This is a genomic window from Acidovorax sp. SUPP1855 (assembly GCF_030158955.1).
In the GTDB taxonomy this organism is placed as follows: domain Bacteria; phylum Pseudomonadota; class Gammaproteobacteria; order Burkholderiales; family Burkholderiaceae_C; genus Paracidovorax.
The window spans coordinates 330,481-353,306 of record NZ_BQXI01000001.1 but is presented as its reverse complement, the minus strand read 5'-3'; the positions used below and the strand labels follow the sequence as shown (position 1 = coordinate 353,306).

16 protein-coding genes are annotated in these 22,826 nt (G+C 70.6%); 13 read left to right on the top strand and 3 right to left on the bottom strand.

What is annotated here, in order from left to right; all coding sequences use genetic code 11:
* Positions 1 to 199: 199 nt before the first annotated feature.
* Complete coding sequence (locus AVMA1855_RS01655; protein WP_284407087.1) at positions 200 to 1,228, bottom strand: porin; 1,029 nt, start codon at positions 1,226 to 1,228, stop codon at positions 200 to 202.
* 251 nt (positions 1,229 to 1,479) lie between these two features.
* Here AVMA1855_RS01655 and AVMA1855_RS01650 point away from each other — a divergent pair, with 251 nt between their 5' ends.
* The 4 genes from AVMA1855_RS01650 to AVMA1855_RS01635 all read left to right on the top strand — a co-directional run bounded on the left by AVMA1855_RS01650 (position 1,480) and on the right by AVMA1855_RS01635 (position 7,205).
* Entirely contained in the window at positions 1,480 to 2,103 is a 624-nt protein-coding gene (locus AVMA1855_RS01650; RefSeq protein ID WP_284424327.1) for a Crp/Fnr family transcriptional regulator, read from the top strand.
* 252 nt (positions 2,104 to 2,355) lie between these two features.
* Positions 2,356 to 4,461 (top strand): sensor domain-containing diguanylate cyclase, encoded by a 2,106-nt coding sequence (locus AVMA1855_RS01645; protein ID WP_284424326.1) that lies wholly within the window; start codon positions 2,356 to 2,358, stop codon positions 4,459 to 4,461.
* Positions 4,462 to 4,640: 179 nt separating this feature from the next.
* A complete protein-coding gene (locus tag AVMA1855_RS01640; RefSeq protein ID WP_284424338.1) occupies positions 4,641 to 4,955 on the top strand; it encodes a hypothetical protein in 315 nt (104 codons plus the stop codon).
* A gap of 111 nt (positions 4,956 to 5,066) precedes the next feature.
* A complete protein-coding gene (locus AVMA1855_RS01635) occupies positions 5,067 to 7,205 on the top strand; it encodes a TonB-dependent receptor (RefSeq protein ID WP_284424325.1) in 2,139 nt (712 codons plus the stop codon).
* Here AVMA1855_RS01635 and xdhB read toward each other — a convergent pair.
* Together xdhB and xdhA are read right to left on the bottom strand one after the other, a co-directional pair.
* Positions 7,193 to 9,637, bottom strand: a complete 2,445-nt coding sequence (gene xdhB / locus AVMA1855_RS01630) for a xanthine dehydrogenase molybdopterin binding subunit (RefSeq protein ID WP_284424324.1) — start codon at positions 9,635 to 9,637, stop codon at positions 7,193 to 7,195. The genes AVMA1855_RS01635 and xdhB overlap by 13 nt on opposite strands.
* Positions 9,634 to 11,181, bottom strand: coding sequence for a xanthine dehydrogenase small subunit (gene xdhA, locus AVMA1855_RS01625; protein WP_284424323.1), 1,548 nt, complete (start codon positions 11,179 to 11,181; stop codon positions 9,634 to 9,636). The genes xdhB and xdhA overlap by 4 nt, the downstream gene beginning before the upstream one ends.
* Positions 11,182 to 11,419: 238 nt before the next feature.
* On the opposite strand from xdhA, the gene AVMA1855_RS01620 reads away from it, so the two are divergent.
* From AVMA1855_RS01620 to AVMA1855_RS01580, 9 genes are all read left to right on the top strand, one after another.
* Entirely contained in the window at positions 11,420 to 12,058 is a 639-nt protein-coding gene (locus tag AVMA1855_RS01620; RefSeq protein ID WP_272551489.1) for a flavin reductase family protein, read from the top strand.
* Between the two features lie 159 nt (positions 12,059 to 12,217).
* Complete coding sequence (locus AVMA1855_RS01615) at positions 12,218 to 13,150, top strand: LysR family transcriptional regulator (RefSeq protein WP_284424322.1); 933 nt, start codon at positions 12,218 to 12,220, stop codon at positions 13,148 to 13,150.
* A 79-nt stretch (positions 13,151 to 13,229) separates the two neighbouring features.
* Complete coding sequence (locus tag AVMA1855_RS01610) at positions 13,230 to 14,831, top strand: ABC transporter ATP-binding protein (protein ID WP_284411181.1); 1,602 nt, start codon at positions 13,230 to 13,232, stop codon at positions 14,829 to 14,831.
* Positions 14,818 to 15,891 carry an ABC transporter permease gene (locus AVMA1855_RS01605; protein ID WP_284396180.1) on the top strand — a complete coding sequence of 358 codons (1,074 nt, stop codon included), beginning with the start codon at positions 14,818 to 14,820 and terminating at the stop codon, positions 15,889 to 15,891. The genes AVMA1855_RS01610 and AVMA1855_RS01605 overlap by 14 nt, the downstream gene beginning before the upstream one ends.
* Positions 15,892 to 16,812: an ABC transporter permease gene (locus AVMA1855_RS01600; RefSeq protein ID WP_284396176.1), complete on the top strand. Its 921-nt coding sequence runs from the start codon at positions 15,892 to 15,894 to the stop codon at positions 16,810 to 16,812.
* Positions 16,813 to 16,900: 88 nt separating this feature from the next.
* Positions 16,901 to 18,067, top strand: a complete 1,167-nt coding sequence (locus AVMA1855_RS01595) for a BMP family ABC transporter substrate-binding protein (protein WP_272567809.1) — start codon at positions 16,901 to 16,903, stop codon at positions 18,065 to 18,067.
* 156 nt (positions 18,068 to 18,223) lie between these two features.
* Entirely contained in the window at positions 18,224 to 19,279 is a 1,056-nt protein-coding gene (locus tag AVMA1855_RS01590) for an adenosine deaminase (RefSeq protein WP_284424321.1), read from the top strand.
* Between the two features lie 125 nt (positions 19,280 to 19,404).
* Positions 19,405 to 20,211 (top strand): helix-turn-helix domain-containing protein, encoded by an 807-nt coding sequence (locus AVMA1855_RS01585; protein ID WP_284396168.1) that lies wholly within the window; start codon positions 19,405 to 19,407, stop codon positions 20,209 to 20,211.
* 108 nt (positions 20,212 to 20,319) lie between these two features.
* Complete coding sequence (locus AVMA1855_RS01580) at positions 20,320 to 22,779, top strand: penicillin acylase family protein (protein ID WP_284424320.1); 2,460 nt, start codon at positions 20,320 to 20,322, stop codon at positions 22,777 to 22,779.
* Positions 22,780 to 22,826: the final 47 nt, after the last annotated feature.

Genomic DNA, 22,826 nt, shown 5'->3' with positions numbered 1-22,826 from the left:
CTACCTGATCCACCACCGCCAGCTTAAAGGCCAGTGTGTAGTCCTTCTGCGTTCTCTTAACCCATTGATCCACTTGACTTTCCTTTCTGATGAACAGAAAGGTGTCAACCTCATTCAGGACGGGTCACACCCATAAAAAAAGCGCGGGAGGCGACTCCCGCGCTTTTTCTTTGGGGGCGCCCTGCGCGCCGTGCGGCCATCAGAAGCGGTGGCGGATGCCCACGCCGAAGCTGTTGCCCTTCGTCTGCGCCGTGATGCGGTCGTTCATGAGCATGGCGTACACGTCGGTGCGCTTGGACAGGAAGTGGTCGTAGCCCAGCGTGAAGGTCTTGCGGTCGATGTCGGTCTGCGTCATCTCGGTCTTGACCCACTCCACCAGCACCTTGCCGGCCGGGCCGACCGGCACCGAGGCGCCCAGCTGCACCGTCTTGGCCTTGTTGGTGGTGTTGTCGGCCTTGGCCTCGCCGTAGCTCACGAAGGGCTTGACCAGGCCGAAGTCGTAGGCGCCCAGCAGCATCCAGTCGGTCTTCTTCGTGCCCAGGTAGGCATTGGGAACGGCGGGGTTGCTGATCTGGTCGCGCTCGTAGAAGCCCGTCAGCGTCACGGGACCGCCGAAGTAGAAGAAGTTCGCGCCGAAGTTCTTCTTGCCGTTGTCGCCCGGCTGCTCGCCGAACTGGTACTGGATGTTGGCCGAGAAGCCGCCGAATTTCGGCGTGCTGTAGACGATCTGGTTGCTCCAGCCCGTGTCGGACGGCGTGGTCGCACCCCAGCCGGTGCCGTTGAACAGCGGCACGTTCATGTGCAGGATCAGCGGCGAGAAGGTGAACGAATCGCCGAACGGATTGCCCACCACCGAGGGCAGGAAGTTGGGCGCCATCCAGCGGCCCAGCATCACCGAGCCGAAGTCGCCCGACAGGCTGACGTTGGCATCGCGCGAGAAGAACGTGTCGTTGGCGAAGCGCCCTTGCGAGCCGGTGTCCACCTTGATGAACGAGGTCAGCTGGAAGTTGGCCTTCAGTCCGCCGCCGAGGTCTTCCGTGCCCTTGAAGCCGAACCACGAGGTCGTGAGGCCGCCGCTGTCCACGACCGACTTGCGGCCCGCATCGCCGGCCATCTTGATGGACCCGGCGAACACGTCGGCCAGGCCGGTGAGCTGCACGGAGCTTTGGGCCTGCGCCCCGGCGGAACAAAGCAGCGCTGCACCCAGCGCGATCCAATTCTTTTTCATACGACTCCTGCGAAAGGTAAAAGGGGGAAGGGAAGGTGCCGATGGCTCGGCGGTGCACACGGGCCTTTCAACGGGCCAGGAAAAACGTGTCAATTTGCAAAGAGCTCCAAGCAAGGACCGTGCCTTCACCATTCGGCCTGTGGGGGCATGCGGCGTTCGCGGCATCCGGGTGCGGCGGCTGCGGCCTGAGCGCACCGCATTTGACTTTGCTCAACACCGCGTGGCGGTGCTGCGGTCACAGTGGCGGCTCTATGTTTCCCTCTTCCTCCACCCCCGCGCCGACCAAGACCGAGGCCCCTGCCGGTGAGGTGCTGCGCGAGCGCCACCAGCGTCCGGCCAGCGTGCTGTACCTGGACAGCGGCCGTGTGCTGCTCGGGGTGCGCGATGATGGGCAGCTTCGGCACCAGTTGGGTGCGGTGGAGGGGCCGTGCTGGCTCGATGCCGCCCCCGCGCTGCTCGGCCAGGCGTGCATGGTGGACATGGTGGCGGACACGCGCGTGCTGCTGCGCCGCATGCCGCTGGAGGCCTTCCGGTCCGGCTTCGATTCGCTGCCGTCGCCCGCCCGGGCGCTGGTGTACGACATGGCGCGGGGCTACTGCCAGCAGACCGAGCTGGCTGTGAGCCGGCTCGCGCAGGACGCCGAGGCGCGTTGCGCCCAGTGGCTGCTGCGGCACGCCCAGCAAGACGATGCGGGCACGATGCGCGTGACGCTGCACCAGCGCAAGCGGCTCATCGCCGCGCAGCTGGGCATCGCGCCGGAAACCCTGTCGCGCGTGCTGCGCCACCTGCGGGACCACGGGCTCATTTCGGGCACGGGCAATGTGCTCAATCTGCCACGGCCCGGCGCGCTGCAGGTGGTGGCCGGGGTCGGCTGAAGTGCATTCGGCCGCCCTCGCAAGGGGCGGGGGCGGGGCGGCTGCAACGCGCGGCCGATCGGGCGGCGCGGCCATGGCACGGCGGTGCCAAAGGGCTCAGGGTTTCCCCCGGACCGACCGAGGGTTCCACCCAACCCGCGCCCGCAGGGGGCTGCGTATATTCGTTCGTACCCCATTGCACATTCCGCCTGACAGCATGCCCTGCGCCTTTCGCCGCCCCTTTGCCAGAGGTGCTTCGTCCACGGAGCGCCGATGACGCCGCCCTCGCACGAGGCGCTCGAGGCGGAGCAGGACGCGGCGGGCGACACGCCCGGCTGGCTGCTGCCGGGCCGCCTCGTGCAGCGCCTGATGCTGGTGGCCGTGCTGGCGGTGGTGTTCGCCGGGGCGATGGCCGCCTGGACCGTATCGCGCGCTGCCGGCGAGGAGGCCATGCGCCGCCTCGTGAGCCAGCAGACCGACGAGGTCGAAGTGGTCGCGCGGCTGCTGGCTAGCAAGATCGAGCAGAGCCAGAAGGTGCTCAGCACCGTGGCCGAGGGCATTCAGCCGGTCATGCTCGACTCGCCGTCGTCCCTCGGTTGGCTGCTGCAGCAGGGCCTGCCGGCGGTGCGTTTCTTCGATGCCATGCAGGTGGTGCGGCAGGACGGCACCGTGGCCATCAATCTGCAATACGGCCGCCTGGACAGCGGCTCCAGCCTCGATCCGGCCGAGCGCGACAGCCTGCGCCGCACCATGCTGGAAGGCAAGCCGCTGGTGTCGGGCCTGATCGGCGGGCGGCCGAGCGAGGCGCGCGTGATGTTCACGATCCCGCTGCACCGGGACGAGGGCACGGTGGTGGGCGCCGTCTCCGGCGTGCTGCGCCTGCAGTCGCAGGGGCTGCTGCCGCCCTCGATGTCGCTGCCGGCGCGCAAGGATTCCCGGCTCATCGTCTTCACGCGCGACGGCACCATCCTGTCGCACCCGGACCCCGCTCGGGTGATGGGCAGCGTGCGCGACGAGGCCGGCCTGTCGCAGGTGTTCGCGCGGTCGGGCGACAAGGATCAGCCGGTCATGGGCCGCGGCTTCACCGAGCGGCTGCCGGGCCATGTGGTCAGCCTGGCCGGCATGCCCATGACCCAGTGGACCGTGGCGCGCGTGAACGATGCCCAGGCCCTGCTCGCGCCGCTGGAGGGCGCGCAGCGCCGGGCCGCCTGGCTGGCGGCCGCCCTCATCGGCGCGGCCGCATTGCTGGCCGTGGCCTGCATGGCCTGGCTGGCGCAGCCCCTGGCCCGGCTGTGCCACCGCGCCGCGCACCTGGGCGCCCGCGCGCCTGGCGCCCATGAAGACATGCCCTGGCCGCAGGGCGCAGGCGAGGTGGACGGGCTGGTGGCGGCCTGCCGCGGCCTGCTCGACGAGCGCGTCAGCACGCAGTCGCAGATGGGGCTGCTGCGCGGGCAGCTGCAGTCCATCCTGGACCACGCACCCACCGGCATCATCATCACGCGCGGTGAGAACCTGCAGGTCGTGAGCCTGCAGGCCGGCCGCATGCTGGGCTACGAGCCGGCGCAGCTGCAGGGGCAGCTGGCCCGCGCGCTCTACGTGAGCGATGCCGAGTACGAGCACCTCAAGCGGCGCGTGCGGGCGGAGTTCTCGGCACACGGCACCTTCGATGGCGACGTGTGCTTCCTGCGCCAGGACGGCAGCGCGGTGTGGGCCCGCGTGCTGGGTCGCTCTGTGCGGGACGCCCTGGGCGATGCGGGCACCGTCTGGATGCTGGAGGACCTCACCGCCGCGCGCGAGGCCCGCCGCCGCGAGAACTGGGCGGGCGGGCTCGACGCCCTCACACAGCTGGCCAACCGCGACGCATTCAGCCAGCGCCTGCATGCGCTGCTGGCCGACCGCGCGGCCCGCCCCGACACGGTGCAGGCGCACCCAGGCGGGGAGGCGGGCGAGGGCGTGGTGCTGTTCCTGGACCTGGACCATTTCACCGTGGTCAACGCCATCGCCGGGCACGACGCGGGCGACGACGTGCTGCGCCACGTGGGCCGCCTCATCGAGACCCAGGTGCGGTCGGTGGGCTGGGCGGCTCGGCTGGGTGGCGACGAGTTCGCCGTGGTGCTGCCCGGCTGCCCGCTGGGACGCGGGCTGGCCATCGCCGAGCAGCTGTGCGCCGCCGTGCGGGCGTGGGAACCGTCGTACCAGGGCCGCAGCTACACGCTGGGCGTGAGCATCGGCCTCGTGCCGCTGGACAGCGGCGTGTACGACGTGACCGCGGTGCTCCATGCGGCCGACATGGCGTGCTACGAGGCCAAGCGCGCGGGCCGCGACCGGGTCGAGGTGCGCTCGGTGCGGGGTGGGCGCGCGCAGGTGCGCGCGGCGTGAAGGCGGGATGTGCTGCAGCGGTCACCGCGCCCTGCCGCCGCCCCATCGCCGGATGCTTCGCGCTCTTGCCTCGTTGGTTTGCCGATAATCGCCCCGTGCCCCAACCCCATCGCCCGCTGCGCAACCCCCTTGCTGTCCACGGCGGGCTGGCGCGTTGGCAAGCCCGCGTGCGCTGGATCATGGCGTGGTTCGTGCTGTCGCTGGGCGTGGCGGTGGCCTCGCCCAGCGTGCACCCCCAGGTGGTCGAGTGGGTCTGCACCGGCGTCGGAACGGTGAAGGCCGTCGTGCATGCCGATGACGGCGTGCAGCCCGCGGGCCTGGCGCACTGGGACTGCCCGCTGTGCCTTCTTGCCGCGCCCCCGGCGCAGCCGCCGGCGGTCGCTCTGCCGGTCGTGCTGCCGTTGTCGCGCGCGGTGCAGTCCATTGCGGCCGCGTGCATCGCCGCGGCCACCGCGGCGCCGCTTCCGGCCCGCGGGCCGCCGCCGCTTTCCTGATCCGCCCTCCGATTTCGCAGTGCGGGCCGGCCACCACGGCCGGCCGCGCGACGCGATGTTTTTCGCACCGATCAGCGGCGCCCGATGGGGCGCCACAGAGAGCCCTTTTTTATGCACCCAACCATTGCACGGCCAGTCGCGCTGGGGATGGCCCTGGCCTGGCTGGCCCTGGCCGCCACCGCCCAGACGCCCACCCCTGCAGACCCGGCGGCCGAACGCAGCCCGGCACTGCCTGCCGTCACCGTCACGGCGCCGGCCACACCGGCGGCGCAGCGCAGTTCCCGCCTCGCCACCGGCACGGCGGGATTGTCGCTGGACACGCCGTTTTCCGTCACCACCGTGCCCGCCGAGCTGGTCCGCCAGCAGGGCGGCACCACCTTGCAGGACGCGCTGCGCAACGTGCCCGGCGCGCAGGCCGACTCGGGCTTCAACGGGTCGCACACGCAGTTCTTCATCCTGCGCGGCGCGGTGACCGACAGCGGCACCGGCTCCAACCGCGTGCTGCGCGACGGCGTGCGGCTGTCCAACTACCCCTATACCCCGGCGTTCGTGGAAAGCGTGGACGTGCTGCGGGGACCCGGCGCGGCCCTCGGCGTGCGCAGCGAACCGGGCGGCACCGTCAACCTCGTGACGCGCCAGCCGCAGCTGGCGAACTTCGGCAGCGCCTCGCTCGGCGCGGGCGCGCACGGCGCGCTGGAGGCATCCATCGACCTGAACCGCGTGCTGTCGGCCGAGAACGAACTGGCCGCCCGCGTGACGGCCACGCGGTCCCAGGCCAGCAAGTGGCGGCATGTGGAAGACCGCCTCGACGGCATCAAGCTGGGCCTGGCCCAAAGCGATGGCAACCGCTACCACCTGCGTGCCAACGTGGAGGCCACCAACCAGACCTACCAGCCGGACTATGGACTTCCCGCGCTGGGCGGGCGGCCGGTCGCCGTGCCACGGGACCGGCAGCTCGGCGAGCCGTTCGGCGACTCGACCACCAACAACCGCATCTACGACCTGCACGGCGATGTCGCCTTGTCAGCCCACACGCGCTGGTCGGCCGATTTCACGCACCTGGAGGCGCATTCGACCTCCATCAAGAACCTGCTGAACGGCTCGCCGCTGGCGGGCCAGCCCGCCGGCACCTATGCCCGGGTCTCGGCCTGGGAGCCGGGCACAGAGCGCCGCATCGACTCGTTCTCGACCGCGCTTTCCAGCACGCAGGGCACCGGCGCGGTGACGCACCAGCTGTACTTCGGGGCGGACTACTACAAGGAGGTGCTGAACCAGCCCGCGCTGTCGGTGCCGGCCTCGACCAGCCCGGCCATCAACGTGTTCGACCCGGTGTATGGCCGGGTGACCGCGCCCCCGGCCGGGACGGTGCTGGCGCAGAGCCTGACGACGCAGGACCTCGAATCCGTGTCGGCGTCCGCCCAGGACCAGATCGACTTCGGCGCCTGGTCGGTGGTGGCGGGCCTGCGCTTCACGCGCCAGCGCTTCCTGTACGGCACGGCCGGCGTGCTGCCCGTGGAGGAGTCGCGCTGGAACCCGAAGCTGGCGGTGCTGCGCCGGCTGTCGGAGACCGACACGGTCTATGCCAACGTGTCCACCGGCACCTCGCCCAACCAGGTGGCTTCGTCGTCGAACCAGTCCCTGCCCTCGCGCCGTTCGGCGCAGGTCGAAGCCGGCTGGAAGTCGCTGTGGCGGGGCGGCGCGTTGGTCAGCGACCTGGCGGTGTACCGCCTCGATCAGAAGAACATGATCGCGTCCGACCTGAGCACGCCGCTGAACAACTTCGACTTCACTACGGCCGGCAGCGCGCGGTCGCAGGGCATCGAGGCGTCGCTGTCCGGCCAGGTGACGGACCGGGTGACCGTGGCCGCCACCTATGCCTTCACCCATGCGAAGTACCTGCAGAACCCCGTGTATGGCGGCATGTCCGTGCCCAACGTGGCCCGGCATGCGGCCACGCTGTGGGCGCAGTACGCCTGGAACGCGCAGTGGAAGACGGGCGCGGGCCTGTACCTGCAAAGCCGGCGCTTCGCCGACGAGGCCAACACCACGGTGCTTCCGGGCTACGCGCGCTTCGACCTGAGCCAGACCTGGACGGCGAAGCTGGCCAACGGCCAGAGCGTCGAGGTCCAGGCGACGGTGCGCAACCTGTTCGACCAGCACTACTTCGTGTCGAGCCACCTGCACGTGAGCCGCTGGATCACGCCGGGGCAGGGGCGCAACGCGTTCGTCTCGGCCACCTACCGCTTCTGAGCGTCCGCCGCCCGGTCCATCCCGCCCAGTGCCCGGAGCACGTTCTCGGCCGTGGCGGGCGCGGTCAGCGTGACCGGCTCCCGGGCCGCTTCGGCCGGGCGCGCCGCGGCAATCGCGTTGCGCAGGGCCTCGTACACGCTGATGGCCAGCATGAACGGCGGCTCGCCCACGGCCTTGCTGCCGCCCACGTTGTCTTCCCGGTTGGCCTCGTGCCACAGCGCCACGGTGAAGCGCTCGGGGATGTCGCGCGTGGCCGGGATCTTGTAGGTGCTGGGGGCGTGGGTGGTGAGCCGGCCCTGGTCGTTCCACACCAGCTGCTCGGTCGTGAGCCAGCCCATGCCCTGAACGAAGCCGCCCTCGATCTGGCCGATGTCGATGGCCGGGTTGATGCTGCGGCCCACGTCGTGCAGGATGTCCACGGCCAGCACGCGGCTCTCGCCAGTGAGCGTGTCGATGGCCACCTCGGTGCAGGCCGCGCCGTAGGCGAAGTAGTAGAACGGCCGGCCGGTGAGCGTGGCCTTGTCGTAGTGGATCTTGGGCGTGCGGTAAAAGCCGTCGCTCCACAGCTGGATGCGGTTGGCATAGGCCTCCTTCACCACATCGCCCCAGTTGCGCACGGCGTGGGGCGTGATGACCTGCCCGCCGGCGAATTGCACCTCGCCGGCGCCGCAGTGGTCCAGGCCGCACACGAAGGCGGCGAGGTTGTCGCGCACGTGGCGCGCGGCAAACTGGGCGGCGCGGCCGTTCAGGTCGGTGCCGCTCGATGCGGCCGTGGCACTGGCGTTGGGCACCTTGCTGGTGTCGCTGGCGGTCACCAGCACGCGCGCCAGCGGCACGCCCAGTTCGTCGGCCACGATCTGCGCCACCTTGGTGTGCAGGCCCTGGCCCATCTCGGTGCCGCCGTGGTTCACCTGCACGCTGCCGTCGGTGTACACGTGCACCAGCGCGCCGGCCTGGTTGAACAGCGTGGCGGTGAAGCTGATGCCGAACTTCACCGGCGTGATCGCCAGCCCGCGCTTGAGCACCGGGCTCGCAGCATTCCAGGCCAAAATGGCCTCATGCCGGCGTTTATATTGGCTGGATTGCTCTAGTTTTGGTAGCAGATCGTGAAGGATGTTGTCCTCCACCGGCATCTGGTAGTGGGTGACGTTGCGGTCGGTGGTGCCGTACAGATTGCGCATGCGCACCGCGAGCCCATCGCACCCCAGGGCCCGCGCGATGTCGCCCAGAATGGCCTCGATGGCGATCACGCCCTGCGGCCCGCCGAAGCCGCGAAAGGCCGTGTGGCTCTGCGTGTTCGTCTTGCAGCGGTACGAGGCGATCTCGACGTTTTCCAGGAAGTACGCGTTGTCGCTGTGGAACACGGCGCGGTCGGCCACGGGGCCCGACAGGTCGGCCGAGAAGCCGCAGTTGGCCGCCATGCGCAGCCGCAGACCCGTGATGCGGCCCGTACCGTCGAAGCCCACGTCGTATTCGTAGGCGAACGGGTGGCGCTTGCCCGTCACCATGAAGTCCTCGTCCCGGTCCAGCCGCAGCTTGACCGGGCGGCCGAACTTGTTTGCCGCCACCGCCGCCCACACGGCCAGGTGGCCGGCCTGCGTCTCCTTGCCGCCGAAGCCCCCGCCCAGGCGCCGGCATTCCACGCGCACCGCGTGGCTCTCCAGGCCCAGGGCGTGCGCCACCCAGTGCTGCACCTCGCCCGGGTGCTGGGTGCTGGAGTGGATCCACCACTGCCGCTGCTCAAGCGGTAGCGCGTAGGCGATCTGGCCCTCCAGGTAGAAATGCTCCTGCCCGCCGACCTCGAAGCGGCCCTGCAGCCGGTGCGCCGCGCGGCCCAGGCCCGCGTCGGCGTCGCCGCGGCGCACGAAGACGGGCGGCAGCACGTAGCTTTCGGCGGCCAGCGCCTCGTGCACGGTCAGCACCGCGGGCCGGGGGGTGATGTCCGGCACCACGGCGCGCGCGGCGCGGCGGGCCTGCATGACCGAGTCGGCCACCACCAGGCCGATCACCTGGCCCACGTGCTGCACGGTGTCGATGGCGAACACGGGCTCGTCGTGCGCAAAGGCAGCCAGCAGCTTGTCGCCCGGCACGTCGGCGCTGAGCACCACGCCGTGCACGCCGGGCAGGGCCCGCGCCGCGCGGGTGTCCACCCCGTTCAGGCGCCCGTGCGCCACGGGTGAGAGGATGGGCGCGGCATACAGCGTGCCCTTCACCTCGGGCAGGTCGTCGATGTAATGGGCGCTGCCCGCCACCTGGGCGCGCGCGCTTTCGTGGGGATGCGATCGGCCCATGGCGCGGGCCGGCGCGGGCGCGCCCTCGGGCGGGCGGGCCTGGGGCGTTTGCGGGCCGGCGGCCCCAGCCGCGTTGGCGGCGATGGCCACGGGGTCGTCTTCGGCGTCGCGGCTCAAAGGGGCGTCGTCGTGCCGTTTCATGCGAGGGCCTCCGGGCGCAGTTGCTCCAGCAAGACGGGAATGGGCAGGGGAACGGGCAGGGGAACGGCCTGCGGCCCCTGGCGCTCCAGCCAGAAGCGGCGGAGCAGCCCCGCGAGGACGGCACGGCGGTACTCGCCGCTCGCCCGCATGTCGGAAATGGGCTGGAACTCGGCCTGTAGGGCGGCCGCGGCGCGCTCCACTGTCTCCACGGTCCAGGGCTGGCCGGCGAGTGCGGCCTCGGTCTGCCGGGCCCGCGCGGGCGTGGCGGCGACCCCGCCCGCGCCGATGCGGGCGTGCCGCACCCGGCCGTCGGCGATGTCGAGGTTCAGCACCAGGCACACGGCGGAAATGTCGTCGTCGAAGCGCTTGGACACCTTGTAGGCCGCCAGCGATTCGCCCGGCGCGGGCAGCGGCACCTCGATGCGAACGAGCAACTCGTCCGGCGCCATCACGTTCTGGCGGTAGCCGGTGTACAGGTCTTCCAGCGCCAATGTGCGTTCGCCGCGCAGGCTGGCCAGCACCACGCTGGCGCCCAGCGCGATCAGCAGGGGCATGGAGTCGCCGATCGGCGAGCCGTTGGCCACGTTGCCGCCCAGCGTGCCGGAGTTGCGCACGGGCAGCCCGGCGAAGCGCGCGGCGAAGCGGTGCAGCACGGGCCAGTGGGCCTGCAGCGCATCGAACGCGTCGGCCAGCGGCACGGCCGCGCCGATGGACAGCCGCCCGCCCTGCGTGCCGATGCGGCGCAGCTCCTGCGCCCGCGTGACGTCGAGCATCTGCGCGAACTGGCGGTGCTGCTTGGTGATCCACAGGCCCACGTCGGTGGCGCCGGCCACCACCTGGGCGGTGGGGTGCGCGGCGCGCGCGGCCAGCAGTTCGGCCAGCGTGTCAGGGGCCAGGTAGGCGTCGTCGGGCGTGGGCGCCGGTTTCGTCAGGGAGGCCAGCTGCGGCAGCAGTTGCGCTTCGTCCACCTGCATGCGGGGCAGGGCGGCCATCCGCTCGGCCGCGTCCAGGATGGGGCGGTAGCCGGTGCAGCGGCACAGGTTGCCCGACAGGTCGTGCACGGCCTGCTCGCGCGTGACCGCGCGGCCCTGGCACACGTGGTTCTGGTACATGCCGAACAGGCTCATCACGAAGCCCGGCGTGCAGAAGCCGCACTGCGAGCCGTGGCACTGCACCATGGCTTCCTGGGCGGGGTGCAGGCCCGGCGCGCTGGAGGGGGCGCCGCTGGAGGACGGGGTGGCGGGCGGCGCGGGCTGGACCAGCGGGTCCTGGTCCAGGTCCTCCACCGTCCACAGCGCCATGCCGTCGATGGAGTGGGCCAGGCGGATGCAGCTGTTCACGGCCCGGTAGCGCACGCGGCCGTCTACGGCCTCGCCCAGCACCACGGTGCAGGCGCCGCAGTCGCCCTCGCCGCAGCCTTCCTTGGTGCCGGTGTGGCCCAGGTCTTCGCGCAGCACCTCCAGCAGGGTGCGGTCGGGGGGGACATGGGCCAGCGTCACGGGCTGGCCCCGGCGGATGAATCGCAGCGGGCGGGAGGTGGTCATGCGTTGTGCAGGGCAGGGTTCGGTCGTTGGGGCCAGGGTGGGCGCCATGTCGGGACAGGGTAGGGGCCCGGGGGGTGGCGGCGCATATGGGCGAGCGTATAACGGCCATGCGCCGGGCGCCATGCCCGCACACCAGCCGTTGCTTTGGCACCCCTTTCCTGCCTTCGCCTGGCACGGATGCTGCGTCCCTTCGTCGCGCCACGGCAAAGTGGCAGGCCGCAGACCCCAAGGACACCGGATGGACATCGATTTCTCGCAACTCGGCGCCTACGAGCGCTACAAGCTGATGGCCAGCCTGATCGTGCCGCGCCCGATCGCGCTCATCACCACCCTCGGGGAGGACGGCACGGTGAACGCCGCGCCGTTCAGCATGTTCAACATGCTGGGCGAGGACCCGCCGGTGCTGATGGTGAGCATCAACCGGCTGCAGGGCGGCCGCCTCAAGGACACGGCCGCCAACATCCTGCGCACCGGCGAGTTCGTGGTGCACATCGCCGACGAGGCCATGGCCCAGCGCATGCATGCCTGCGGCGACGCGCTGCCGCCGCACGAGAGCGAGCTGGTGCATGCCGGCCTCACCCCGGTGCCGTCGCGCAGCGTGGCCCCGCCGCGCATCGCCGAGGCCCCGGTGGCGTTCGAATGCGTGCTGCACGAAACCATGGAAACGGCCAGCCGCTACGTCTTCATCGGCCGCGTGCAGTGGCTGGGCGCGCGCGAGGGCCTGGTGGACACCGAGCGCTGGCGCGTGCGGCTGCAGGACTACCACCCGGTGGGGCGGTTCGGCGCGAGCTTCTACGTGACGACCGGCGACCGCTTCTCGCTCGACCCGGCGCCGCAGCCGGGCGCCGCGCGTTCGACGGCCATCGACGAGATCTGACCACCCGCGCCGCCGCCTCGGTACTTGCCTGGCTCGCGGTCGCGCGGCCTCGGCGCTACAGTGCGATGTCCCCTTGCCTTCTTCACTGCGCCCTCGCTCGCCACCGGCAGGCCCGGCGTGCCATACGCGTTGGCGTATGGCTGGAATGCCCCGACCCTTATGAGAGACCAAGCCCTTTTCGACAAGATAGACCTCCATCTCATAAGGGTCTTGCACACCGTGTTGACTGAACGCAGCGTATCGCGGGCCGCCGTGCGGCTGGGCATGCACCAGCCGGCCGTGTCGGCGGCGCTGCGTCGCCTGCGCGACCTGGCGGGCGATCCGCTGCTGGTGCGCTCGGGCGCGGCCATGCTGCCCACCGATGCCGCGCTGCGCATGGTGGAGCCGGCGGGCGCCATCCTGCGGTCGGCCGAGGCGCTGTTTTCCGATGCGCGGGGGTTCGACGCGCGCACCGCCACGCGCACCTTCCGCATCGCCGCGAGCGACTACCTGGACCCGCTCTTCCTGCCGCGCCTGGTGGCCCGCCTCAAGGCCGAGGCGCCGCTGTGCCCGGTCGAGGTGCTGCCGCTGTCGGCCGACGCGCACTACCACGCGCACCTGGCGCAGGGCGAGGTGGACGTGGTCATCGGCAACTGGCCCCAGCCACCCGACGACCTGCACATGGGACGGTTGTTCGGCGACGAGGTGGTCTGCCTCGTGAGCCCCGCGCACCCCGCGGTGCGCCGCGGCTGGGACACGGACGAGTGGCTGGCCGCCGAGCACATCGCCCCCACCCCCACGCACCCCGGCGCGCGCGGCGTGATCGACGCGCACCTCGACTCCCTGGGCCTGCAGCGCCGCGTGACCGCGCGCTGCGCCCATTTCAGCCTGATCCCGGAGATGGTCGCCGCCAGCCTGCTGGTGCTCACCACGGGGCGGCAGTTCTGCGAACGCTTCACCGACCGCCTGCCGCTCACCGTGCTGCCGTGCCCGGTGCCCTTCCCGCGCCTGATGTACTACCAGCTGTGGCATGCCCGCACCCACCATTCGGCTGCCGCCATGTGGCTGCGCGACAGCGTGCGCACCGTGGCGGAATCGCTACGAAAAGCATAGCGTCCAACGCATGAAGGACGTGCGCAGCATTCCGGTTTCGTGCCCTACCCCCTTTGAAAATCAAGAGACAATCGCCCGCATGAATTCCTCCCACACCTCCCCCGCCGCCGCGGCGCCGGTGCCGCGCCTGCAGCTGGCGGGCATCACGAAGCGCTATCCGGCCGTGGTGGCCAACAGCGGCGTGTCCCTCACGGTGCAGCCCGGCGAGATCCACGCCGTGCTGGGCGAGAACGGCGCAGGCAAGTCCACGCTGATGAAGATCATCTACGGCGCGGTCAAGCCCGACGAGGGCAGCCTGCACTTCAACGGCCAGCCGGTGGCGGTGCGCAACCCGCAGGAGGCGAGGGCGCTGGGCATTGCCATGGTGTTCCAGCATTTCAGCCTGTTCGACACCCTCACCGTGGCCGAGAACGTGTGGCTGGGCCTGGACAAGCGGCTGCAGCTGGCCGAGGTCACGCGCCGCATCTCCGCCACGGCGGCCGAGTACGGGCTGGACATCGACCCGCTGCGCCCCGTGCACACTCTGAGCGTGGGCGAGATGCAGCGCGTGGAGATCATCCGGGCGCTGCTCACCCAGCCGCAACTGCTGATCCTGGACGAGCCCACGTCGGTGCTCACGCCCCAGGCGGTCGAAAAGCTCTTCGTGGTGCTGCGCCAGCTCGCCAGCCAGGGCTGCAGCATCCTCTACATCAGCCACAAGCTGCACGAGATCCGCGCGCTGTGCACCGCCTGCACGGTGCTGCGCGGCGGCAAGGTGACGGGCGTGTGCAACCCGGCCGAAGAGTCGAACGCCTCGCTGTCGCGCCTGATGATCGGTGCCGAGCCGCCGGCGCTCACCCACCGCCCCGCGCACCTGGGCGAGACGGTGCTGCGCGTGCAGGGCCTGTCGCTGCCGCGCATGGACCCGTTCGGCGTCGATCTCATCGACCTCGGCTTCGAGGTGCGGGCGGGCGAGGTGCTGGGCATCGCCGGCGTCTCCGGCAACGGCCAGAAGGAATTGCTCTATGCCCTGTCGGGCGAGGACACGCGCGCGCAGCCCGCGATGGTGCAGGTGGCCGGCCAGGCGGCCGGGCGCATGAACCCGCGCCGCCGCCGCGCGCTGGGCCTGCATTTCGTGCCCGAGGAGCGGCTGGGCCGCGGGGCCGTGCCCACCATGGGCCTGGCGCACAACCTGCTGCTCACGCGCAGCAACTGCGTGGGGCCGGGCGGCTGGATCCGCACCGGCGCGCTGCAGGCGCATGCCCGCGCCATCATCGAACGCTTCCACGTGAAGGCGGGCGGGCCCCATGCGGCCGCGCGGTCGCTGTCGGGCGGCAACCTGCAGAAGTTCATCGTGGGCCGGGAGATCGATGCCAACCCGCGCCTGCTCATCGTCTCGCAGCCGACCTGGGGCGTGGACGTGGGCGCGGCCGCGCAGATCCGCGGCGAGATCCTGGCGCTGCGCGATGCCGGCTGCGCCGTGCTGGTGCTCAGCGAGGAGCTGGACGAGCTGTTCGAAATCTGCGACCGCCTGCACGTGGTGGCCAAGGGGCGCCTGTCGCCCTCGGTGCCGCGCGCCGAGGCCACGGTGGAGCGCATCGGCGAATGGATGAGCGGGCTCTGGCATGCCGACGTGCAGTCGCACCTGGCCCGGGCCGAAGCGGCGCGCGCGCAAACGGAGGCGGCCCATGCTCAAGCTTGAAGCCCGACCCCAGGCCTCGCGCTGGTGGACCTACGGCTCGCCGCTGCTGGCGCTGGCCGTCACCGTGCTCATCGGGCTGGCGCTGTTCGCGGCGCTGGGCAAGGACCCGGTGCGCGGGCTGCAGGTGTTCTTCTGGGAGCCCGTCAAGAACCAGTACGCCATCGGCGAGCTGATGGTCAAGGCCACGCCGCTGCTGCTGATCGCGCTGGGCCTGGCGGTGTGCTTTCGCTCCAACGTGTGGAACATCGGCGCCGAGGGGCAGTTCGTGATCGGCGCCGTCGCGGCCGGCGGCATCGCGCTGCTGGCCGACCAGACCACGGGCCCGTGGATCGTGCCCGCCATCCTGCTGGCCGGCGTGCTGGGCGGCATGGCCTGGGCCGGCATCACGGCGCTGCTGCGCGACCGGTTCAACGCCAACGAGATCCTCGTGAGCCTGATGCTGGTCTACGTGGCCACGCTGGTGCTGGGCTACCTGGTCTACGGGCCGTGGAAGGACCCCATGGGCTACAACTTCCCGCAGACCAAGACCTTCGAGCGCGTGACGCAGATCCCGCGGCTCATGCAGGGCTCGCGCGTGTCCATCGGCCTGCTGCTGGCGCTGGCGGGTGCCGCGGCGCTGTGGGTGTTCCTGTTCCGCACCCGGGCGGGCTTTGCGCAGCAGGTGGGCGGCCTGGCCCCCGCGGCGGCGCGCTACGCGGGCTTTTCCTCGCGCCGCGCGCTGTGGACGGCGCTGCTCATCTCGGGCGGCGCGGCGGGCCTGGCGGGCGCGCTGGAGGTGGCAGGGCCCATCGGCCAGCTCACGCCCTACGTGCCGGCGGGCTACGGCTTCGCCGCCATCATCGTGGCGTTCGTGGGGCGGCTGCACCCGGTGGGCATGGTGTTCTCGGCGGTGCTGATGAGCATGTTCTACATCGGCGGCGAGCTGGCGCAGTCGCGCCTGGGCCTGCCCAAGTCGCTCACGGGCGTGTTCCAGGGCCTGCTGCTGTTCACGCTGCTGGCGTGCGACACGCTCATCGCCTACCGCGTGCGGTGGGTCGGGTCCCAGGGGAGGGCCGCTTAAATGGAATCGTACGCACTGCTTCTAGGCGCCACGCTGAGCGCGGGCACCGTGCTGGCCATCGCCGCCCTGGGCCTGCTCATCAACGAGAAGGCCGGCATCGTCAACCTGGGGGCCGAGGGCATGATGCTCTGCGCGGCCATCGCCGGCTTCGCCACCGTGGTGCACACGGGCAACACCTGGCTGGGCTTCGCGGCCGGCATGGCGGCGGGGGCATTCCTGGCGGCCATCTTCGGCGTGCTGGTGATCTGGCTCAACACCAACCAGTACGCCACGGGCCTGGCGCTGAGCCTGTTCGGGGTGGGCTTTTCCGCCTTCGCGGGCATCCGCTACGTGCAGGCCAAGCTGCCGGAGCTGCCCAAGTACGCCGTGCCCGGGCTGGGCGACCTGCCCATCGTCGGGCCCGCGCTGTTCCGCCAGCACCCCCTCGTGTACCTCACCATGGCACTGGTGGCGGGGCTGGTGTGGTTCCTGTACCGCTCGCGCGCCGGCCTGGTGCTGCGCTCGGTGGGCGAGTCGCCCGAGTCGGCCCATGCGCTGGGCTATCCGGTGCGGCGCATCCGCCTGGCGGCCGTGGTGGCCGGGGGGGCGCTGTGCGGGCTGTCGGGCGCGTACATCTCCACGGTCTACACGCCGCTGTGGGTGGAGGGCATGGTGGCCGGCCGCGGCTGGATCGCGCTGGCCCTCACCACCTTCGCCACCTGGCGGCCGGCACGGGTGTTGCTTGGTGCCTACCTGTTCGGCGGCGTGACCATGCTGCAGTTCCACCTGCAGGCCACGGGCGTGCAGGTGGCCAGCCAGCTGCTGAGCATGCTGCCCTACGTGGCCACCATCGTGGTGCTGGCGCTGATCTCGCGCAACCCGGCCTGGATCCGCGTGAACATGCCGGCCTCGCTTGGCAAGCCGTTCCATCCCGGGTCGTGACCCACACGGCCCGCGCGGTGCTGCACGGGCCCCCGATAATTTATTTTTCGTTGCCTCTCCCCTCACTTTTTTCCTCAAAGGAACCGACATGACCGATCTGCACAAACGCTCGCTGCTCAAGGTGGCCGCGCTTTCCGCCGTGGCCGCCGCCGCCCTGGCCGGCTGCGGCAAGAAGGACGAGCCCGCGCCAGCGCCGGCCGCCGCCCCGGCGCCCGCTGCGTCCGCACCCGCCGCGAAGGCCGAGCCTTTGAAGATCGCGTTCGCCTATGTGGGCCCGGTGGGCGACGGTGGCTGGTCCTTCGCGCACGACAACGGCCGCAAGGCGATCGAGAAGGAGTTCGGCGACAAGGTGCAGACCAGCTTCGTGGAGAGCGTGCCCGAGTCGGCCGACGCCGAGCGCGTGCTGCGCGACATGGCCTCACAGGGCAACAAGCTGATCTTCGGCACCACGTTCGGCTACATGGAGTCGATCCAGAAGATCGCCCCCGACTTCAAGGACGTGAAGTTCGAGCACGCCACCGGCTACAAGACGGCCGAGAACGTGCGCACCTACGACAGCCGCACCTACGAGGGCGCCTACATGGCCGGCGTGATCGCCGGCGCCATGACCCAGACCAACACGCTGGGCGTCGTGGGCTCGGTGCCGATTCCCGAGGTGATCCGCAACATCAACAGCTTCACGCTGGGTGCGCAGTCGGTCAATCCCAAGATCAAGACCAAGGTGGTGTGGGTGAACGAATGGTTCAGCCCCCCGAAGGAAACCGAGGCCGCCACGTCGCTCATCAACGGCGGCGCCGACGTGCTGTTCCAGAACACCGACTCGCCTGCCGTGCTCAAGACCGCGCAGGAAAAAGGCAAGCGCGCCTTCGGCTGGGATTCCGACATGACCGCCTACGGTCCCAAGGCCCACCTGGCCTCGGCCGTGATCAACTGGGGCCCGTACTACATCAAGGCCACCAAGGATGCGCTGGGCGGCACTTGGACGACCGGCCAGAGCTGGTGGGGCGTGAAGGAAGGCGCGATCGATCTCGTCTCCATCGCCGAGGACGTGCCCGCCGACACCAAGGCCAAGGTCGAGCAGGTGAAGGCCGGCCTCAAGGACGGCAGCTTCTCGATCTGGAAGGGCCCGATCGCCGACAACACCGGCAAGGAAGTGCTGGCGAAGGACGCGGTCGCCGACGACAAGTTCCTGGGCGGCGTGAACTTCTACGTGAAGGGCGTCGAAGGCACCGTGCCCGGCGGCGACAAGAAGTAAGCAATCCCCCAGCGAATCCAGGCCGGCGCGCGTGCCGGCCTGGCGCGGCCTGCCTGGCCCCGGGGCAGGCGCCGATGGCGGCGGGCCGCGGACAAGGCATCATTGCCCTACCGCCGCCCCGATCGGGCGCGCGGCATCCCTTTTTGGAGTCCGCCGATGTTCAAGGTCCCCCCCATTCCCGCCCAGCGCCTGCCCGCGCTGCTGCGCAGCATGCCCAAGGCCGAGCTGCACATCCACATCGAAGGCTCGCTCGAACCCGAGCTGATCTTCGCCCTGGCGCAGCGCAACGGCGTGGCACTGCCGTACGCGAGCGTGCAGGCCTTGCGCGATGCCTACGCGTTCACCGACCTGCAGAGCTTTCTCGACATCTACTACGCCGGCGCCAGCGTGCTGCTGCACGAGCAGGACTTCTACGACATGGCCTGGGCCTACCTGCAGCGCGCCGCGGCCGACAACGTGGTGCATGCCGAAATCTTCTTCGATCCGCAGACGCACACGGCGCGCGGCGTGCCGATGGAGACCGTGATCCACGGCCTGCACCGGGCCTGCACCGATGCGCGCCAGGCGCTGGGCATTTCGTCCGCGCTGATCCTGTGTTTCCTGCGCCACCTGAGCGAGGAAGATGCCCTGGCCACGCTGGAGGCGGCGCTGCCGCTGCGCGCGCATTTCATCGGCGTGGGGCTGGACAGCAGCGAAGTCGGGCACCCGCCGGAGAAGTTCGCGCGCGTGTTCGCGCGCTGCGCCGAACTGGGCCTGCGGCGCGTGGCGCATGCGGGCGAGGAGGGACCGCCGGCGTACATCTGGAGCGCGCTCGACGTGCTGAAGGCCGAGCGCATCGACCACGGCGTGCAGGCCGTGCACGACCCGGCGCTGATGCAGCGGTTGGCGCAGGAGCGCATCGCACTCACGGTGTGCCCGCTGTCCAACCAGAAGCTGTGCGTGTTCCCCGACCTGGCCGACCACAACCTGCGCCAGCTGCTCGATGCCGGGCTGGCGGCCACGGTGAACTCGGACGACCCGGCGTACTTCGGCGGCTACATCAACGACAACTTCACGCAGCTGTTCGCGGCCGATCCGCAGCTCACGGCGCGCCACGCCTACCAACTGGCCTTCAACAGCTTCGAGGCAAGCTTCGTCCCCGAGGCCGACAAGCACGCCTGGGAGCATCGGCTGAAGGTGTGCTTTCAGCAAAGTGTCGAGCAGGACTACTGACCTCCCTGGCCGGTCTGGCCCGGCCGGGTGCCGGCGCTGCATTCCAAACCGGGGCAGGGTCGATGCGGATCGACGCGCCGCGCCGCGGTGCTGAAAAATGCAGCCCTGCCCGACGTCCGCCCCGCATGCCCACCCCCAACCAACTTCACCTCTGGGACGACCGGTTCTTCTACATCACGCCGGCCATCCAGTCGGGCCTGACCGCGCGTTCGTCCGCGACCTTGCTCGCCTGCGGTGACGGGCGGCCTTTCACCCTGGTGACGCACGGCGGCGAGGTGCTGCGCTGCACCGCGGCCCTCGTGGCGCCGCATGTGCCGCGCCGGCTGGATGCGGACGGCTGCGGGCTGCTGTCGCTCAACATCGATCCCGCTTCGGCCGTGTTCCGCGGCCTGTCCGACCGTCTGGGCGGCGCCGGCATCCTGCCGCTGGATGCCCGTTGCTTCGGCCCCCGACTGCGGGAGGCCTTCGAAGGTGCGGTGCATGGGCAATTGCCTGCCGAGGCGTTGCGCGCTTTGAGCGTGGACATGGTGCACACCGTCTGCGGACAGCGGCCTGGGCCTGCGCCGATGGATCCCCGGGTGGTGCGCGTGCTGTCTCGGCTGCAGGCCCGGGCGGCCGAAGGCGCTGTGCCGCTGCAGGAGCTGGCCGCATGCGCGCAGCTGTCGCCGGACCGGCTCACCCACCTGTTCCGGGAGCAGACGGGCCTGTCGATCAAGCGCTATCTGCTGTGGGCCAAGATCCGGCGCGCGGTGCACATGCTGGCCACGGCCCGGCCGCTGACCGATGTCGCGTTGGCGGGCGGCTTTGCCGACAGCGCCCACATGAGCCACGCCTTCCAGCGCTGCTTCGGGCTGCCGCCATCGTTCCTCGCGCGAGCCGGCCAGGTGTCGGTGGTGGTTGACGCGCATGCGCAGCGCGTCTGGCATGGGTGAGTGAGCCTCCGACGGGTGTAGCGGCTGCGTACAAGCCAGGGAGCAACGCGCCCTTTATCCTTGGCTCCCTTCCGCCGGCCCGTAGGCGGTCATCCAAGGAGACAAGACATGAGAGACATGATTCGGCGTGGCGGCCTGCCGCTTTCCGTGTTGGCGCTGTCGGCGCTGGCTGCCTGCGGCGGGGGCGGCGGCGAGGGTGGTGACAACGGCCGCTACAGCGCGGAGATCCGGCGCACGGCCATGGGCGTGCCACACATCAAGGCCTCCAACTGGGGCAATGCGGGCTTCGGATACGGCTATGCGCAGGCGCAGGACAACCTGTGCACCATGGCCGATTCGTTCGTGACCTACCGCGGTGAGCGCTCGCGTTACTTCGGGGGCGATGCGCTGCTGGTGTACGAAAGCACCATCGACCGTCCGCGCAATCTCGACTCCGATTTCTTCCACCGCCACGTGATCTCCAGCGACGTGGTGGACGCCATGGTGGCAGCCCAGCCCGACAACCTCAAGAAGATGGTGGAGGGCTTCGCCGCCGGATACAACCGCTACCTGCGCGAGGCCCAGTCCGGCGGTACCGCCCATGCGGCCTGCCGCACGGCGGCATGGGTGCAGCCCGTCACCGTGCGGGACATCTGGCGGCGGATGGTCGCGGCCAATCTGGCCGGGGGCTACAGCAACTTCGTGGCGCCGCTGGCGAATGCCACGCTGCCCAGTGCGGCCGCCAGCGCGACGGCCGGGACCACCACGTCCGCGTCGCCATCCCAGAAGGTGGCGCAACTCGATCCCGCACGCACGCAGCCGCCCCGGCTGCAGGTGGGTGGCACCGCGGGCATCGGCAGCAACATGTACGGCTTCGGCACCGCCGCCACCGGCGAGTCGAGCGGCCTGCTCTTCGGCAACCCGCACTGGTACTGGAAGGGGCCGGACCGGTTCTACCAGGCCCACCTGACCATTCCCGGCGAGCTGAACGTGAGCGGCGCGTCGTTCCTGGGCGTGCCGGTGGTGCTGATCGGCTTCAACGACAACGTGGCCTGGAGCCACACCGTCTCCACCGCGCGGCGTTTCGGCGTCTTCCAGCTGCAGCTGGCCGATGGTGACCGCACGACCTACGTGCGCGATGGCAAGGCGGTGAAGATGGCGGCCACTCCCATCACCGTGCAGGTGCGCGGCGCCTCCGGCGCGCTCACCGATGTCACGCGCACCCTCTACAAGACCGAGTACGGGCCGGTGGTGAACCTGGGCGGCCTCAACCCGGCGCTGGCCTGGAGCCAGACCACGGCCTTCGCCATGCGCGACGTCAACGGCGAGAACTTCCGCACCTTCCGCAACTGGATGCGCTGGAACCAGGCGGCCTCGCTGGACGAGTTCATCGCCATCCAGAAGCAGGAATCGGCCATTCCCTGGGTCAACACGGTGGCCGTGGGGCGCGGCAACCCGCGCGCCTGGTATGCCGACATCGGCGCCGTGCCCAACGTGTCGACCGAGCAGGTGGCTACCTGCACTACGGGCTTCGGCAAGGCGATGGCGGCGGCCCTGCCCAACGTGCCGTTCTTCGACGGCTCGCGCAGCGCCTGCGACTGGCAGACCGACAGCGACTCGGCGCAAAAGGGCACCGTGGGCGCCTCGCGCATGCCCAGCCTGCTGCGCGACGACTACGTGGGCAACATGAACGACAGCTACTGGCTGGCCAATGCCAAGGCGCCGCTCACGGGCTTTCCGGCGATCTTCGGCCCGGCCGGAACGCAGGCGCAGAGCCTGCGCACGCGCATGGGCCACACCATGGCGCTGGAGCGCCTGGCCGGAACCGATGCCTACGCCGGCCAGCAGGCCACCAGCGCCATCGTGCGGCAGATGGTGCTCGACAGCCGGGTGTTCAGCGCCGAGCGCTTCAAGGAGCAGGCCCTGTCCCTGGTCTGCGTGGCGCCCCAGATCACGGTCGCGGCCGAGGGCCGGACTGTGGACGTGGCCGCCGCCTGCGCCACGCTGCGCGCCTGGAACAACACCGGCAACGCCACGGCGCGGGGCTCTCATGTATGGGACGAGTTCTGGAACCGCGTGAAGGTGCCGGCCGCTCAGCTCTATGCCGTGCCGTTCAGCGCCGCCGACCCGCTGAACACGCCGCGCGAGCTGCGCGCCAGCGCCGCCGATGCGCTGCGGCAGGCCTTCGGCGCTGCCGTGCTGAGCGTGCAGCGCAGCGGCTTCGCGCTGGATGCGCCGCGCGGCGACGTGCTGTTCGCCACGCGCGGCGGCAGCAAGATCGCGCTGTACGGCGGCTGCGGCGATCCGGGCTACTTCACCATCAACTGCTCGGAAAACCCGATCGAGCAGGGCGGCTACAGCATGGACGGGCAGCCGCACGGCAACAGCTACATGCAGGTGGTGGGTTTTCCGGCCGGCGGGGTGGAGGCGCACACGTTCCTCACCTATTCGCTGTCGGACGATCCGGCCTCCAGCCGCAACGGCGACTACACCCGGGCCTACGGGGCCAAGCAGTGGCTGCGCCTGCCGTTCTCGGAATCGGAGATCACGTCGAGCGCGGGCTACAGCACCGTCACCGTGAGGGAATGATCGGCCGCGCGCCACGGAGTTGACGGAACCCGGTGGCGCGCCCCGGT